Origin of the sequence: Oryzibacillus soli (genome assembly GCF_051594765.1) — a bacterium.
Taxonomy (GTDB): domain Bacteria; phylum Bacillota; class Bacilli; order Paenibacillales; family NBRC-103111; genus Paenibacillus_AR.
The window spans coordinates 1-13,593 of record NZ_JBPPGJ010000036.1; the positions used below are offsets into that span (position 1 = coordinate 1).

19 protein-coding genes are annotated in these 13,593 nt (G+C 56.8%); all 19 read left to right on the plus strand.

Annotated elements, in window-relative coordinates:
- Nucleotides 1-92 precede the first annotated feature (92 nt).
- Complete coding sequence (locus ACSEXW_RS27380) at nucleotides 93-368, plus strand: hypothetical protein (protein WP_438449358.1); 276 nt, start codon at nucleotides 93-95, stop codon at nucleotides 366-368.
- Nucleotides 369-437: 69 nt separating this feature from the next.
- The gene (locus tag ACSEXW_RS27385) at nucleotides 438-692 is read left to right on the plus strand and encodes a DUF7667 family protein (protein WP_438449359.1); all 255 of its coding nucleotides are present in this window, start codon (nucleotides 438-440) and stop codon (nucleotides 690-692) included.
- A complete protein-coding gene (locus tag ACSEXW_RS27390) occupies nucleotides 689-901 on the plus strand; it encodes a helix-turn-helix domain-containing protein (RefSeq protein ID WP_438449360.1) in 213 nt (70 codons plus the stop codon). The genes ACSEXW_RS27385 and ACSEXW_RS27390 overlap by 4 nt, the downstream gene beginning before the upstream one ends.
- A 131-nt stretch (nucleotides 902-1,032) precedes the next feature.
- A complete protein-coding gene (locus tag ACSEXW_RS27395) occupies nucleotides 1,033-1,287 on the plus strand; it encodes a hypothetical protein (RefSeq protein ID WP_438449361.1) in 255 nt (84 codons plus the stop codon).
- The gene (locus tag ACSEXW_RS27400) at nucleotides 1,280-1,516 is read left to right on the plus strand and encodes a hypothetical protein (RefSeq protein ID WP_438449362.1); all 237 of its coding nucleotides are present in this window, start codon (nucleotides 1,280-1,282) and stop codon (nucleotides 1,514-1,516) included. Before ACSEXW_RS27395 ends, ACSEXW_RS27400 begins: the two co-directional genes overlap by 8 nt.
- Nucleotides 1,482-1,724: a hypothetical protein gene (locus ACSEXW_RS27405; RefSeq protein ID WP_438449363.1), complete on the plus strand. Its 243-nt coding sequence runs from the start codon at nucleotides 1,482-1,484 to the stop codon at nucleotides 1,722-1,724. Before ACSEXW_RS27400 ends, ACSEXW_RS27405 begins: the two co-directional genes overlap by 35 nt.
- 43 nt (nucleotides 1,725-1,767) lie before the next feature.
- Complete coding sequence (locus tag ACSEXW_RS27410) at nucleotides 1,768-2,013, plus strand: AbrB/MazE/SpoVT family DNA-binding domain-containing protein (RefSeq protein ID WP_438449364.1); 246 nt, start codon at nucleotides 1,768-1,770, stop codon at nucleotides 2,011-2,013.
- The gene (locus ACSEXW_RS27415; protein ID WP_438449365.1) at nucleotides 2,007-2,228 is read left to right on the plus strand and encodes a hypothetical protein; all 222 of its coding nucleotides are present in this window, start codon (nucleotides 2,007-2,009) and stop codon (nucleotides 2,226-2,228) included. The genes ACSEXW_RS27410 and ACSEXW_RS27415 overlap by 7 nt, the downstream gene beginning before the upstream one ends.
- A 74-nt stretch (nucleotides 2,229-2,302) precedes the next feature.
- Entirely contained in the window at nucleotides 2,303-2,725 is a 423-nt protein-coding gene (locus ACSEXW_RS27420; protein WP_438449366.1) for a hypothetical protein, read from the plus strand.
- Entirely contained in the window at nucleotides 2,722-3,921 is a 1,200-nt protein-coding gene (locus tag ACSEXW_RS27425; protein WP_438449367.1) for a DUF2800 domain-containing protein, read from the plus strand. The genes ACSEXW_RS27420 and ACSEXW_RS27425 overlap by 4 nt, the downstream gene beginning before the upstream one ends.
- Before the next feature lie 315 nt (nucleotides 3,922-4,236).
- On the plus strand, nucleotides 4,237-4,818 hold the full coding sequence (locus tag ACSEXW_RS27430; RefSeq protein ID WP_438449368.1) for a DUF2815 family protein: 582 nt from the start codon (nucleotides 4,237-4,239) through the stop codon (nucleotides 4,816-4,818).
- Between the two features lie 60 nt (nucleotides 4,819-4,878).
- Entirely contained in the window at nucleotides 4,879-6,840 is a 1,962-nt protein-coding gene (locus ACSEXW_RS27435; protein ID WP_438449369.1) for a DNA polymerase, read from the plus strand.
- A gap of 109 nt (nucleotides 6,841-6,949) precedes the next feature.
- Nucleotides 6,950-7,477 carry a hypothetical protein gene (locus tag ACSEXW_RS27440; RefSeq protein ID WP_438449370.1) on the plus strand — a complete coding sequence of 176 codons (528 nt, stop codon included), beginning with the start codon at nucleotides 6,950-6,952 and terminating at the stop codon, nucleotides 7,475-7,477.
- Nucleotides 7,478-7,495: 18 nt separating this feature from the next.
- Nucleotides 7,496-9,847: a virulence-associated E family protein gene (locus tag ACSEXW_RS27445; protein WP_438449371.1), complete on the plus strand. Its 2,352-nt coding sequence runs from the start codon at nucleotides 7,496-7,498 to the stop codon at nucleotides 9,845-9,847.
- 283 nt (nucleotides 9,848-10,130) lie between these two features.
- Nucleotides 10,131-10,412: a VRR-NUC domain-containing protein gene (locus tag ACSEXW_RS27450; RefSeq protein WP_438449372.1), complete on the plus strand. Its 282-nt coding sequence runs from the start codon at nucleotides 10,131-10,133 to the stop codon at nucleotides 10,410-10,412.
- Nucleotides 10,409-11,776 (plus strand): SNF2-related protein, encoded by a 1,368-nt coding sequence (locus tag ACSEXW_RS27455; protein ID WP_438449373.1) that lies wholly within the window; start codon nucleotides 10,409-10,411, stop codon nucleotides 11,774-11,776. The genes ACSEXW_RS27450 and ACSEXW_RS27455 overlap by 4 nt, the downstream gene beginning before the upstream one ends.
- A 5-nt stretch (nucleotides 11,777-11,781) precedes the next feature.
- Nucleotides 11,782-12,156: a DUF1360 domain-containing protein gene (locus ACSEXW_RS27460; protein ID WP_438449374.1), complete on the plus strand. Its 375-nt coding sequence runs from the start codon at nucleotides 11,782-11,784 to the stop codon at nucleotides 12,154-12,156.
- Nucleotides 12,153-12,455 (plus strand): hypothetical protein, encoded by a 303-nt coding sequence (locus tag ACSEXW_RS27465; protein WP_438449375.1) that lies wholly within the window; start codon nucleotides 12,153-12,155, stop codon nucleotides 12,453-12,455. The genes ACSEXW_RS27460 and ACSEXW_RS27465 overlap by 4 nt, the downstream gene beginning before the upstream one ends.
- A 304-nt stretch (nucleotides 12,456-12,759) precedes the next feature.
- Nucleotides 12,760-13,593, plus strand: an 834-nt coding sequence (locus tag ACSEXW_RS27470) for a hypothetical protein (RefSeq protein WP_438449376.1), incomplete at its 3' end; no start/stop codon positions are given.

Below are 13,593 nucleotides of genomic sequence, written 5' to 3' on the forward strand. Positions count from 1 at the left end.
TTGCATTCAACCTGCAGTTTTATTTGCCATGCCTGCATGATAACTACAAGTTAACTGTGGTTTATCTCAGGTAACGCGGAGGTCCTGTCATTATGAATTATTACCAAGAAATTCGGAACGTATACCTTAGCCGGATGAAAGCCCTGGGTGGCGAAAGACACGAGCAAGCGATCCTGAAATTATTCGAACTAGTATCTGCTGTATTTAATAAGCCCAATCTCGATGAGCTCACAAAGCCGGAATTTGAAGGTGCAATTCGGTTATGCAATTCCGTTCTCAATGCGATAGAAAGGGTGAAGGGAAATGCGGATCAAGATCAACGGCAAGGAAGTGGAGCCGGTACAGACGGTGGAGATCAAGCAGGCTGAGTGTTCGAATGCAGCGGCCTGGGGTGTTGTGCTGATCGGGGCACTCGCAGCGATGGGGTGGTGGTCGTTATGGCAATAGCGATCCACCCTGTACACCGCCGGATGGCGGAACTGCAGCTGGCGGCCAAGAAGCGCGGTGGATACCACATGCTTACCACCATGGAGCAGATGGAGCTCAACCACTGCATGCACGTTAACGCCAAGCTGGTACTGGAAGTTGACGGCCTGAAGGAGTTGGCTTACCTAACGCATTGCCTTGGTGACATGGAGTGGCAAATGGAGGTTTGCGAGCAGCTGGATGCGATGGAGGCGAGGATGGCATGAGCGGTTTGCTGGGTCATAATCTGCAGCGGCATCGTCACGCCATGAAGTTGTCGCAACGTAAGCTGGCCGACCGGGTCGGCATCGACCGTGCTGCCATTAGCCATTACGAGCTGAACCGACGGGAGCCGGACATCAGAACCCTAATTAAGCTGGCCAACTACTTCGATGTGTCGCTTGATGATCTGGTGGGAAGGAGCACCAACTCATGACGGATCTGATCATGCATCCGGCGTGGCAAACGCTCGGCGCCCTGCTGTTCCTAAACGTGCTGGGGACGGTAGCCTGGGCCGTTTGGTCCGGCAGCCGTAAGCAAGAATCTCATTGAAGCGAGGGGAAAACCATGAAACCGAAATCCGTGGTATTAAAAGGCGGGGCCATAGCGGTCTTGGATACGGTGGCCAATGTAATGAAGCTGTACGAGGAGGATGGCTTCGATGGCGTCTATATCCCGCCCCGGATGGTCCGGATCTCCGGGAGATCGGATCTGCTCCAGCTCCGGGATCTCTTGAATGAAGCCTTCCCGCCGGAAGAACTTGTCGCTGCGGCGCAGGCGCTGGAACGAGCGGTACTGGAGCGGGTTGATCACGATGAATAAGCATGACCGCCGTCGGATCGGAGCCCTAATCACAGCGCTAAAGCTGGCAGAGGAGAAGGCAGAGACGGCTCTCCTGTACCTCTCCGTCCAGGATCAGCAGACCGATGAGCTGATGGCCGTCGGGCTGGCCCGGGAGCATATCGAGTTGGCGCTTGAGGCGCTAGGCGCCGGGAAGGGAGGTGAGGAGCAAAGGCATGAATCTACAGGTGGCAATGGTCAGACGACGTAAGGAACTGGCGAGCCTTTACTGCATCCAGAAGGACCAGCATGACGACCTATGGGCCTTCGGTATTCTGGCCCAGATCGAGGAGCTGGACCGTGAGATCGAGGAGGCGGGCCGTCATCGGACCGGAGTTGTGATTCCATTTCCGGTTCACGGAAAGCAAAACAGCCCTTCGCGGGGTAGGAGCCCGGAGAGCTGCAGCAAGGAAAAATAATCGATAGCTCCATTATAGCATGGGGCAGAAGGAGATCAAAGACATGATCAAAGCAACGGGAATTGTAAGGCAAGTTGACCCCCTCGGCCGGGTGGTCATTCCGATGGAGCTGCGCCGCACTATGGGGATCGGCGAGAAGGATCCGCTGGAAATCTTCGTCACGGACCAAGGCATCATGCTGAAGTTATACCATCCGTCGTGTATCTTTTGCGGGAACGCCGACAACGTCACCTACTTTAAGGAGAAGCTCGTCTGCGGCGGCTGTAAGGCAGAAATGAAGGAATGCTGAAGGCCCAATGTCTGAATAGCCGAGGGCGGCCCGCAGCCCCGCCGGTTCTCCTGGAGGAGTGGCGCGCATGGGATTACATTCGCCTTCAGAAGCGGCTCTTCCCGGTTGTCCTGCTTATGGACGGCCTGGGGAAGACGGTGGCGGAAGCCAGGGAAGACAAGATCATTTACCCGTTAGAATGGCGAAGGCGGGAGCTGCACTGTTCACAGCTGTGAAAGGGGGTGATGTCTGGCGATCTATCGAAAGGTCCGCACTAATTAGCTCTTACATTATATAGGAGGTCATTACCATGCCTGTACAAATCCAGATCAACGGCGAGAATGCCGCTGAAGCCATCAAGGAGCTGGCTGTTCTGGCTGCCGGATTGAACGGATCCGTAGCCACCCCTGAATCGAAAGCTACTCCGGCTACCCCGAAGCAGGAACGCCAATCCCGGAAGAATCAGGAGCAAGCGAAACTCGAGCCGGAGCCGGCAGAAGAACGGCAACTCACGAATGCAGAAATGAACGAGCAACTCGATAGGGACCTCCCGGGGGAGGACACGGAGGAAGAAGAGGGCCCGATCCCTACGGTGGTGGAGCTCAGGGCGGCGGCGCAGGGGCGTGATAGGGAGAAAGTGAAGGCTCTTCTGCAGAAGTTCGAGAGTAAGTCGATCAGTGAGGTGCCGGAGAACAAGCGGGCTGCCTTCATGAAGGAGCTCGAGAGCTTATGACTCAAGCCGGACACACGGAGCGTGCGCATGCCCTATTGGGAGCCTCCAAGGCCAGCCAATGGATTAGCTGCCCACCGAGTGCCCGCCTGCAGGAGGGCATCCCGGAGAAACGGAGCAAATACGCCGATGAGGGAACCTTGGCCCACGAACTGGGCGAGAATAAACTGCGCCGACGGGTGCTCCCTTGCGATTCCAAGGAGCGTAAGCGGTTGGATGAAATATTGGCAAAGGTCCACGAGGATTCGAACTATAGTGCCGAGATGGAGAACGACATCCAGGAATATGCGGAGCTCGTAGAGGAGCGTTTCATGGAGGCCCGGTCACGTTCCGAGGATGCGGTTATCCTGTTGGAGGAACGTCTCGACTTCTCCGAATGGGTCCCCGATGGGTATGGTACCGGAGATGTCGTGATTATCGCCGACGGTGTCCTCGAAGTCATCGACCTGAAGTATGGTAAAGGCGTTCCGGTGAGCGCCGCTAAGAATGCGCAACTCCGACTTTACGGGCTCGGCGCCTGGAGCATCTACAACTATCTCTATAATATCGACGAGATCCGCATGACCATCGTGCAGCCGCGGTTGGATAGTGTATCCACGGACCGCATGACGGTTACGGAGCTTCTGGAATGGGCTGAGTCGGTGGTGAAGCCGGCGGCCGCGCAGGCCAACGCCGGGGAAGGGGAGTTCAAATGCGGTGACCACTGCCGGTGGTGCAAGATCAAGGGAAACTGCCGGGCCAGGGCGGACGCCAACCTGCAGGCCATTGCTTATGAGTTCAGGGATCCGGCCCTTCTTACTCCGGAAGAGATCGGCTCCATTTTGTACATCGCCCAGCAGCTGAAGTCCTGGGCGGGTGATGTGGAGGAGCATGCGTTCGAGCAGGCCAAGCGCGGAGTCAAGATCCCGCAGTGGAAGCTGGTCGAGGGTCGGAGCAACCGGACCATCACGGATAAGGAGGCTGCCAAGACGGCCTTCGCGGTTGCGGAGATCCCCGAGGAGAAATACCTGAAGCCCCAGGAGCTGCTCGGCATTGGGGAACTGGAGAAACGGGTCGGGAAGAAGGAGTTGGTCGGGCTGATCGGCGACCTGATCTTGAAGCCCCCAGCGAAGCCTGTGCTGGTTCCGGAATCCGACAACCGGCCGGAACTGAACAGCGTCGCCAATGATTTTGCCGGGGAGGATTTCTCGGACATCTAAACTCGAGAGGGGACCGCTATGGGACGGACAGTTAAAGTAAAGCTTCCCGATCCCGACGGAATCCAATACGACGAAGTGGGTCGGATGAAATATCACCCTGATTTTCATGAAAATAGCGGGAAGAGGTTCACCGAGGAGGAGCTTTGTTATCTGGTTAAATTCTACAAACACGATGGTCGAAGGTCTATGTCCTACGCCCTTGGTCGACCGGAGCGCGTGGTCCAGAACAAATATTTGTCCCTTCAAAAGAATCGGATGATCCCCTATTACAAGAGCTTGGACTATTACTAATTACGTAGAGGAGCGAATCACGGCATGGCAGAACTGAACACCAAAATGGTAACCGGCAAGGTACGGCTTTCTTACGCAAATATCTGGGAGCCGAAAGAAAACGATCAGGGACAGCTCAAGTATAGTTGCGCCCTGCTGATCCCAAAGTCTGACAAGGCCACTCTGAAGAAGGTCAAGGATATCGTCGATGCTCTGAAGGCCGAGGCCATGAATAAGAACAAGGGAAAGCTTCCCGGGAATTTCAAACTTCCGCTTCACGACGGTGACGAGGATAAGCCAGACGACCCGAATTATGCCAGCCACTATTACCTGAACGCCTACGCAAACTCTAAGCCGGGCATCGCCAAACCGATCGGCAAGAACCCCGATGGCTCACCGAAGTTCCAGGAGATCACCGACACCACGGAGGTTTACAGCGGCTGCTACGCCAAGGTGAGTATCAACTTTTATTTGTATGACAACAAGAGCAAGGGGATCGGCGTCGGGCTGAATAACATCGTCAAGGTCCAGGACGGCGAATCCCTTGCTGGTAAATCTAGCGTGAACGAGGACTTCGCCGGCGAGGACTTCGATGTAGAAGACGAGGAAGAGGATTACATGAACTAAGGCAGCGGGGGATCAGCATAAAAGCGGGGTCCCCTTCTCCTTCGGGAGGTACAAAAAGTAATGACCATCCTAAGAATTGACCTCGAGACCTTCTCCTCCGTCGATCTGAAGACATCCGGTGTTCATCGATACGTCGAATCCCCTGACTTCGAGATCCTGCTCTTCGCTTATGCCTACGACGACGAGCCGGTGCAAGTGGTGGACCTGACCTCCTATGAGGAGATCCCGCAAAAAGTCATGGAGGACCTTGAAAATCCGGCGGTCGTCAAGGCAGCCTTCAACGCCGCGTTCGAGCGCACGGCCATCTCGAAGTACTACAAAATTAACAGCGACCCGAAGCAATGGCGATGTACCGCCGTGTGGGCCCTGACGCTGGGGCTCCCGGGATATCTGGAGGGCGTGGCCGAGGTGCTGGGGCTGGACGTGAAGAAGGATGCCCGGGGTAAGGCCCTGATCAAGTACTTCTCTGTCCCTTGCAAGCCGACAAAGTCCAACGGCCAGCGGATCCGCAACTTCCCGCATCACGACCCGGAGAAGTGGCAGGAATACATCGACTATAACCGGCAAGACGTCGTGGTGGAGCGTGAGATCGGCCGGAGGCTGGAACGCTTCCCGGTACCGGCTCATGAGTGGCGCCTTTGGGCCATCGATCAAGAGATCAATGACCGGGGGACCCGATTGGATCCCTCCCTGGTGCAGCAGGCCATCGCCTGCGACGCGCAATACGAGGAGCGGCTGCTCACCGAGGCCAAGGAGATCACAGGGCTGGATAACCCGAATAGCCTGCCGCAGTTAAAGGGGTGGTTGGCGGAGCGAGGGCTGGAGACTCCCGACGGCCTGTCAAAGGAGTATATGCCAGTGCTGCTGGACGCTGCTCCGGATGAAGAGACCCGCCGGGTGCTGGGATTGCGGCAGGAGCTCAGCAAGACCAGCGTCGACAAGTACCATGCCATGGAGAGGTCCATGTGCGCGGATGGGCGGGCCCGGGGGTTGCTGCAGTTCTGCGGCGCCAACCGGACTTGGCGGTGGGCCGGTCGGCTCATCCAGGTGCAGAACCTGCCCCAGAACAAGATTGAGGATCTGGCATTGGCGCGGGATATGCTCCTGAGCGGGGACTTCGAGTTGCTGGAGATGTTCTTCGGTCCGCCGCCGTTCGTGCTAAGTCAACTGATCCGAACGGCATTCATCCCCTCGGAGAATAGCCGATTCATCGTCTCGGACTTCTCGGCCATCGAGGCCCGGGTCATCGCTTGGCTGGCTGATGAGAAGTGGGTACTGGACGTATTCCGCGGTCACGGCAAGATCTACGAAGCCACCGCTGCTCAAATGTTCAAGGTGCAGCTCGAGCTTATTAAGAAGGGAAACCCAGAATACGAGCTGCGGGCAAAGGGGAAAGTGGCCACACTGGCCTGCGGATACCAAGGCGGCCCCAATGCGCTGATAGCCATGGGGGCTTTGAAGGGCGGGATCGCGGAGGAAGAGCTGCCACTGCTCGTGAAGCAGTGGCGAAACGCCAACCCGAACATCGTGAAGCTCTGGTATGCCACCGAGGAGGCCGCAGTGGAAGCCGTCCGGGAGAAGACGACCGTCAAGCTGAAGCACGGCGTCCAGTACCGTTACGTGCCAGGTTACCTCTTCGCTGACCTTCCCAGCGGGCGCAGCCTCTGCTACGTGAATCCCCGGATTAAGCCTGACCCGAACTTTGATAAGGACGGCCTCGTGTTCGACGGGATGGATCAAGTGAAGAAGAAGTGGATGTCCCACCGGACCTATGGCGGCCGGCTCGTGGAGAATCTGGTGCAGGCCATCGCCCGGGATTGTCTGGCCGAGAGCCTGGTCCGGCTCGCGGACGAGGGGTACCAGACGGTGATGCACGTCCATGACGAGGTGGTGCTGGATGTGCCGAATGACTTTGGCTCCGTGGAGCATGTCACGGAGGTCATGGGCCGAGAGATCAACTGGGCGCCGGGGTTGCCCCTGAAGGCAGCCGGCTTTGAATGCGACTTTTATCAGAAGGACTGATGAAGATGAGAGTCCAGGAATTCCTTGAGCGGGAACGAGACCTGATGCTACAGATACAGGAATGCGCGGAATCCTCCCATCGAGAGGATCCGGAGGAGGTTGAGCCTGAATGAACCCTTATGATTTCTACGTGGCGCCAGAGGAGTACGCTCAGGCTGCCGCAATAGGCGTTGATGGTCAGACCCTGGATCGTCGGATCCGGGAGCTCGGGTGGTCCAAGAAGCGGGCCATGACGACACCCATCCGGCATCTTGATAAGGGCCGCACATACTGGCGCCGTAAGGCCGAGGAGAACGGGATCTCGTTTGCTGCCTTCCACTCCCGGATCCGGCGTGGCTGGAGCGACGAGGACGCGGCGACCAAGCCGCTTCCTACTCCGGAGGAGATACGGCAACACGCTCTTCGGGCAACGGAGAAGGTCCGTAAGATTCCCCGCTGGTGCATGGATCTGGCCGAGCAGAACGGGATCCAACGTGCGACGTTGCGCCTCCGGATCAAGAAGGGAATGTCCCTGGAGGAAGCCGCGACGCGCCCGCTTATGGCCCGTCAGGAGATGGGTCAGCTCGGGGCGAAGAAGCTTCGGGAACGGGAGGGAGACTGGGCAGCACTCCTCTTCGGCAAGAAACTCAAGACGTAATTAAGGATGTGGCATCGGATGCATGAACTAGACATCAGCTTCGGCAAGCACCGTGCCGACACCAACTGGAAACCGGAATACCTGACCTGGGATGAATTCATCGACCGGCTCCGGAAGTTCCGGCGGACGGCGGAGACCATGGCCCAGTACGATGCCATGGATAACCTGGGCCGGCACAAGGTGAAGGATGGCCCGGCCTTCGTCGGCGGCCTGATCCGGAGCGGCCGCCGGAAGAAGGAGAACGTGGACACCCGGAGCCTGATTACCTTGGATGTGGACCACGCAGACGACGGCTTCCACTTCGCCACGGAGCTGGTCTTAGGCGGGGCGGCTTACGCGATCTACCCGACGCACTCCCACCGTCCGAAGAAGCCAAAATACCGCCTGATTGTCCTCCCGGACCGGTCTATGAACCCCGACGAATACGCTGCCGTCAGCCGGAAGCTGGCTGAGCAGATCGGCATGGACTATTTCGACAAGACCACATTCGAGGTGCAGCGGTTGATGTACTTCCCCAGCTGCAGCAAGGATGCTCCGGATCCGGCGGTGGAGGTCTATGAAGGCGACCCTGTCTCCGTGGATGCTCTGCTTGCAGAATACGACGATTGGCGGGATCCCCTGCAATGGCCCCGGCACGCGGATGACAAGCCGCAGCGCCAGACGAGCAAGCGCATGGAGGACCCGCGGGGAAAACGCGGGGTGGTAGGGGCGTTCTGCCGGTGCTATACCATCAGCGAGGCTATCGCCGAATTCCTGCCGGACATCTACACGCCGGTGGACGATAACCTTTCTCGGTACACTCATGTGGGCTCCAGCAGTTTCGGTGGCTTGGTGGTATACGATGACGATACGTTTGCCTACAGCCATCACGAAAGCGATCCGTGCGGGGGGCGGGAGGTCAACGCCTTCGACCTGGTCCGACTCCATAAGTTCGGCAGACTGGACGACAGAGCCAGCGAGAAGACCAACATCGATAAGCTACCGAGCTACACGGCCATGCTGGCTTTCGCCACACAGCAGCCGAAGGTGAAACGGGAACGTCTGTCTGAACTGTCCGAGGAGTTCGCCCCGGATGGGGAGGATGACAGGGGCGACGCGGATCCGGAAGACTCAGACGACTGGGTGGGGCTCCTTAAGGTCAGCGACAAGAGCGGGTTTCCGCTGCCGACGGCAAAGAACGTGGAGCTGATCTTATCGAATGGGGTGTGGCGGGGGGCCTTGGCTTACGATGCCTTCGGGAATACGGAGGTCATCCGCCGGGATCTACCGTGGCGGCCCCGGGAGCGGGCTCATGAGGACTATGAACCGTGGCTGGCGGCGGACGATAAGCGTCTACTTCACTGGTTCGGGAAAAATTACGAAATCAAGTCGGCGGCCACGATTCAAAATGCGTTTACCGAAGTGGCCCATAACAACCGGTTTCACCCGATCATCGAATATCTAGAGGCCCAGAGGTGGGACGGGCGACCCCGGGTGGACCGTCTTTTCACGGAATACCTGGGAGCAGCGGATACCCCATATGTCCATGAGGTGACGCGTAAGATGCTGGTGGCTGCTGTGAAACGCCTCTATCAACCGGGTTGCAAATTCGATTACATGCTGGTGCTAGTTGGTCCGCAGGGCGCTTGCAAGAGCACGATCATCCAAATGTTGGCGCAGCACTGGTTTTCTGACTCCCTGAAGACCTTTGACACCAAGGAAGCGGGGGAACACCTTCAATCGGCCTGGATCTTCGAATTTGGTGAACTGGCGGGCATGACCAAGGCAGAAGTCGATGAGATAAAGCAGTTCATCACCAAGCGCAGCGATAAGTACCGGGTAGCCTATGACCGGGTAATCACGGACTTCCCGCGGAAGTGCGTATTCTTCGGGACCACAAACAACTGGAATTTTTTGAAGGACCCCACAGGGAATCGGCGCTTCTGGCCGGTGACCATTGACCCCGCCAAGAGGACCAAGAACGTCTTTGTGGATCTGACGGAGTACGAGATCGGCCAGGTTTGGGCAGAAGTCTTAGAGGTCTATCGAGCAGGTGAAACACTGATCCTGTCTCCGGAGGTGGATCGTGACGCCGGCCAAATCCAGGGCCTGCATATGGAAGAGGATCCCCGCGCAGGTCTCATCCAAGAATGGTTGGAGACAGCGATTGAGGATGAAATGGGGAAACCGACCAATGAACTCCGGACGAGAGTATGCGCCTCCCAGATCTGGGTGGAGTGCCTCCATAACAAAGCGGGCGCTATCCGCCCCTGGGAAGCCCGGGAGATCGCCGAGATCATGCAACGCATGCCGGGGTGGAGAGAGCGGAAAGGGAAGGCCCGCATACCAGGATACGGGGTTCAAAAAGTGTATGAACGCCTGTTGCCATAGTAATACAAAATCCGGCAACCCCATCAGCAACATCGGCAACATTGTTGTTTCTGACGTTGCTGATGATGTTTCCGAAAATTCGAGGTTATCGGCAACACCGAAAACTCAGTAGTACCAAGGATTGAAGCCACTTTGTTGCTAATGTTGCCGTAAATGTCCTATTAAAGATAAATGATAAATAGCATTAGATTATTAGTTGTTAATATATGGACGCGCCTATGCAAACGCGCATTTGAGCGCATACACGTACGCGCGCGCAACAACAACACCGGAGGTGTACTGAGTGAGAGAGCGGGATATCGAGAACACATTGGTTAAAGCAGTGAAGGCCGCCGGAGGCCTTTGTTGGAAATTTGTCTCCCCCGGTATGTCCGGGGTGCCAGACCGCATCGTTTTGATGCCTGGGATGCCTGCCTGCTTTGTGGAGCTGAAAGCACCGGGCGGCAAACCTACCCCGCTGCAGCTGAAGCGGCATGATGAGTTGCAAGCCCGAGGCTTTCAAGTGGATATTGTCCGGTCGAAAGAAGAGGCGAAGGCCTATGTGGAGGGGCTGACTTCTGGGTGAGATACGCACCGCACAAATACCAGGAGTACGCTACGCAGCGGATCCTGGATACGCCTTACATCGGGCTTTTCCTGGAGATGGGCCTGGGCAAAACGGTCAGTACTTTAACAGCCATCGATTTGCTGCTGAACGATTACTATGACGCGAGACGGGTGCTGGTTATCGCACCGCTTCGGGTGGCAGAGGATACCTGGCCCCGGGAAGTGGAGAAGTGGGACCACCTTCGGCACCTTCGGATTAGCAAGGTGCTGGGGAGTGTAATCCAGAGACGGAAGGCATTGCGGGAACAGGCTGACGTTTATGTCATTAACCGGGAGAACGTGGAGTGGCTTGTGGGGGAGTTTGGAAACAAATGGCCTTTTGATACCGTGGTGATCGATGAGCTCTCCAGTTTTAAGAATCCGGACTCTAAACGGTTCCGAGCTCTCCGCCGGGTCCGGCCGCTGGTGCGAAGGGTGATTGGGCTGACCGGAACTCCGGCGCCGAATGGGCTACTGGACCTCTGGGCCCCGGTTTATCTCCTGGATCGCGGAGAGCGCTTGGGCGGGACCATGAAGTATTACAAAGAACGGTACTTTATTCCGGTGACGACCAATGACCGAATCAGCTGGAAACAAAAGAAAGAGGCAGAGCTGCGGATCTATGAAGCCATTGCGGACATCGCAGTAAGCATGAAGGCCGAAGATTGGTTGGAGCTTCCGGAGCGGATAGATCGTTCGATCCCAGTGAAGCTTTCTGCCGAAGCCCGGGAGTTGTACAAAAAGCTGGAGCGGGATCTCCTACTCCCCTATGCAGATGCAGACGTGGTGGCGAATACGGCTGCGGTCTTGTCCAATAAGCTACTGCAGATGGCGTCCGGCGCCGTTTATGACGAGGAGCGAGGTGTAAAGCTGATCCACGATGCCAAGCTTGGAGCTCTGGAAGATATCATCGAGGCTGCGCAAGGGAAGCCGATCATGGTGTTCTACAACTTCCAGCATAGCCTGGCTCGGGTCCAGGAACGGTTCCCGCAGGCCCGGATCCTTAGAAAAGGGAAGGATGGAAACGAGGATATTCGGGCATGGAACAACGATGAAATCCCCCTCTTACTCCTTCACCCGAAAAGCGCTGGACACGGATTGAACCTGCAGGAGTCCAGCTGCCAGACGGTGGTCTGGTATGACCAGATCTGGAGCCTGGAAGAAGACCAGCAAGCCAACGCCCGGGTTCACCGGCAGGGACAAACCCGGCGAATCGTTGTCCTGCGCTTGATTGCAGAGGACACGATGGACGAAGAAGCGGTGGCCGCGTTGGAGAGAAAGGCAGAGGGGCAGGAGGCCCTGATGCAGGCCGTGAAGGCCAGAATCGAACAAATAAGGAGCTGATTGTGTTGACCACGCTGATCGTATTATTCCTGGCGGCGTACCGGCTGACCCATTTGATTGTCTTTGACAAAGTCTTCGAGCCGATCCGGAACCTGTTCGTCCGTCGATATTACAACAATTCGCCGGAAGGTCTGCAGGTCCAATACAGGCTGCAGGGCGGACCAGTCAGCCGATTTATCGGGCAGATCATGAATTGCTTTTGGTGTACCGGTATGTGGGTCTCCTTCGGGGTTGTTGGGGTCTACGTCCTGGTAGATTGGATGTACTGGTGCCTGATGGCTTTGGCCTTGGCCGGATTCATCGGGATCCTCGGGACCTGGTGGACCAAACAAGTCGGTTTTCCCGAAGCGTCCCCAAAGAAGGAGGATGAGCCGGCATGAATGACGTCCAGCGGAGGAAGTTCCGGCAGAAGATGCAGCAGGCAACGGATCAGCAATTCTGGGAATGGATGAACGTGGTCCACTTCAACGCGTACCAGACCGGACAGAAGCATGTCCTGGAGGCTATGAGCTGCCACTCACGCATCAGTAAGAAGATGGTCAGCGAGGTGGAGGAGAAGGCCCAGAAGATCCGGGAGGAATGGGACGGCATGAAGACCGTAGAGCTGGAGTTCTCGATCGATAAGCTGCTATACGGGAGGGAACGGTTATGCCCCCATTGCCAGAAGATGATCGAATAGGGATGTTTCGAGGCTTGCTTAGCACCGTTAACATCTATGCCATCGTGATCGGTTTGATCCTTCTTGGGAGGTGGTTCTGGTGAAAAGCGAGAAGGAGCGGCAGCGAGGGATCCGCCTACAGATTATTCAGATCCTAGATCAGCATTGTAAGCCGTGTAAGAAGGTCAGAAGATGCAGCATGGATGAGAAGTACGCCATATGCAAGACATGTGAAATTGGGGAGAAGTTGCGAATCCTTGGGCAGACATTAACCCAAGAAAGCGAGGAGTCCAACAACACCCCGGAAGGAGAGGAGCAAAAGCCTGTGGCCCTGTTTAACCTTACAAAGGAGCAGTATCTGGAGAAACGTTTGACCGGCCTGAGCCGGAACGACATAGCCAAAGAGCAAGGAATCGTATCAAGTGGGCTGAATCACTGGCTGAAGAAGTGGGGTATCAAGGATCCGCAGCTGGAGGAGCTGGCTATGGAGGAATATTCACGGGAGGTGCTGCCAGATCAAGAAGTCGCGGAAGCAGCAGAGCCGGCGGTAACGCAAGAAGAAGCCGTATGGCAGCTGACGGTCGAAGACTTCAACAAGGCCTTCCAGTCCGTCGAGGAGCACCGGCTCCGGGCGGAGAAGGCGGAATCCGACCTGCGAAGTGAAGAGCTAAAGATGGATACTCAAAGACGACGGGCTGATCAGGCAGAGCAAGATCTCACCAGGGTGCGGGAGCAGCTTTTGGAGGAGCAGCGGGGCCACGAGGAAGCCGTCGAGCTGCTGAATGAAACCAAGCGCCGGCTAAACGAGGCGGAAGAGAAACTTGCTGCCGCTGAAGCCGCAGCCATGGTCTTGTATAACCGAAAGGCCGATTACACGGAGGCTTCACCTGAAAGGGAGTACCCCTTCCCCGTCATCGCCTTGACCTATGGCCTGATCGACTTCGGCGGGGACCGGGCGGCCCAGCGGGAAAAGTGCATCGAGGAGGCCGACGAATACAGCACCGAAGTCGAGGCGGCGAACATCGACATCAACCGGGCAGCGTCGGAGCTGTACGATGCCGGCCAGGCCTTCGTCGGGCTGATCCGCAAGCAGCTGCAGGAGCTATTGGTCGACAATACGGACGATGCGGTCCGGCGGTATTTTGAAAAGCAGAACCGG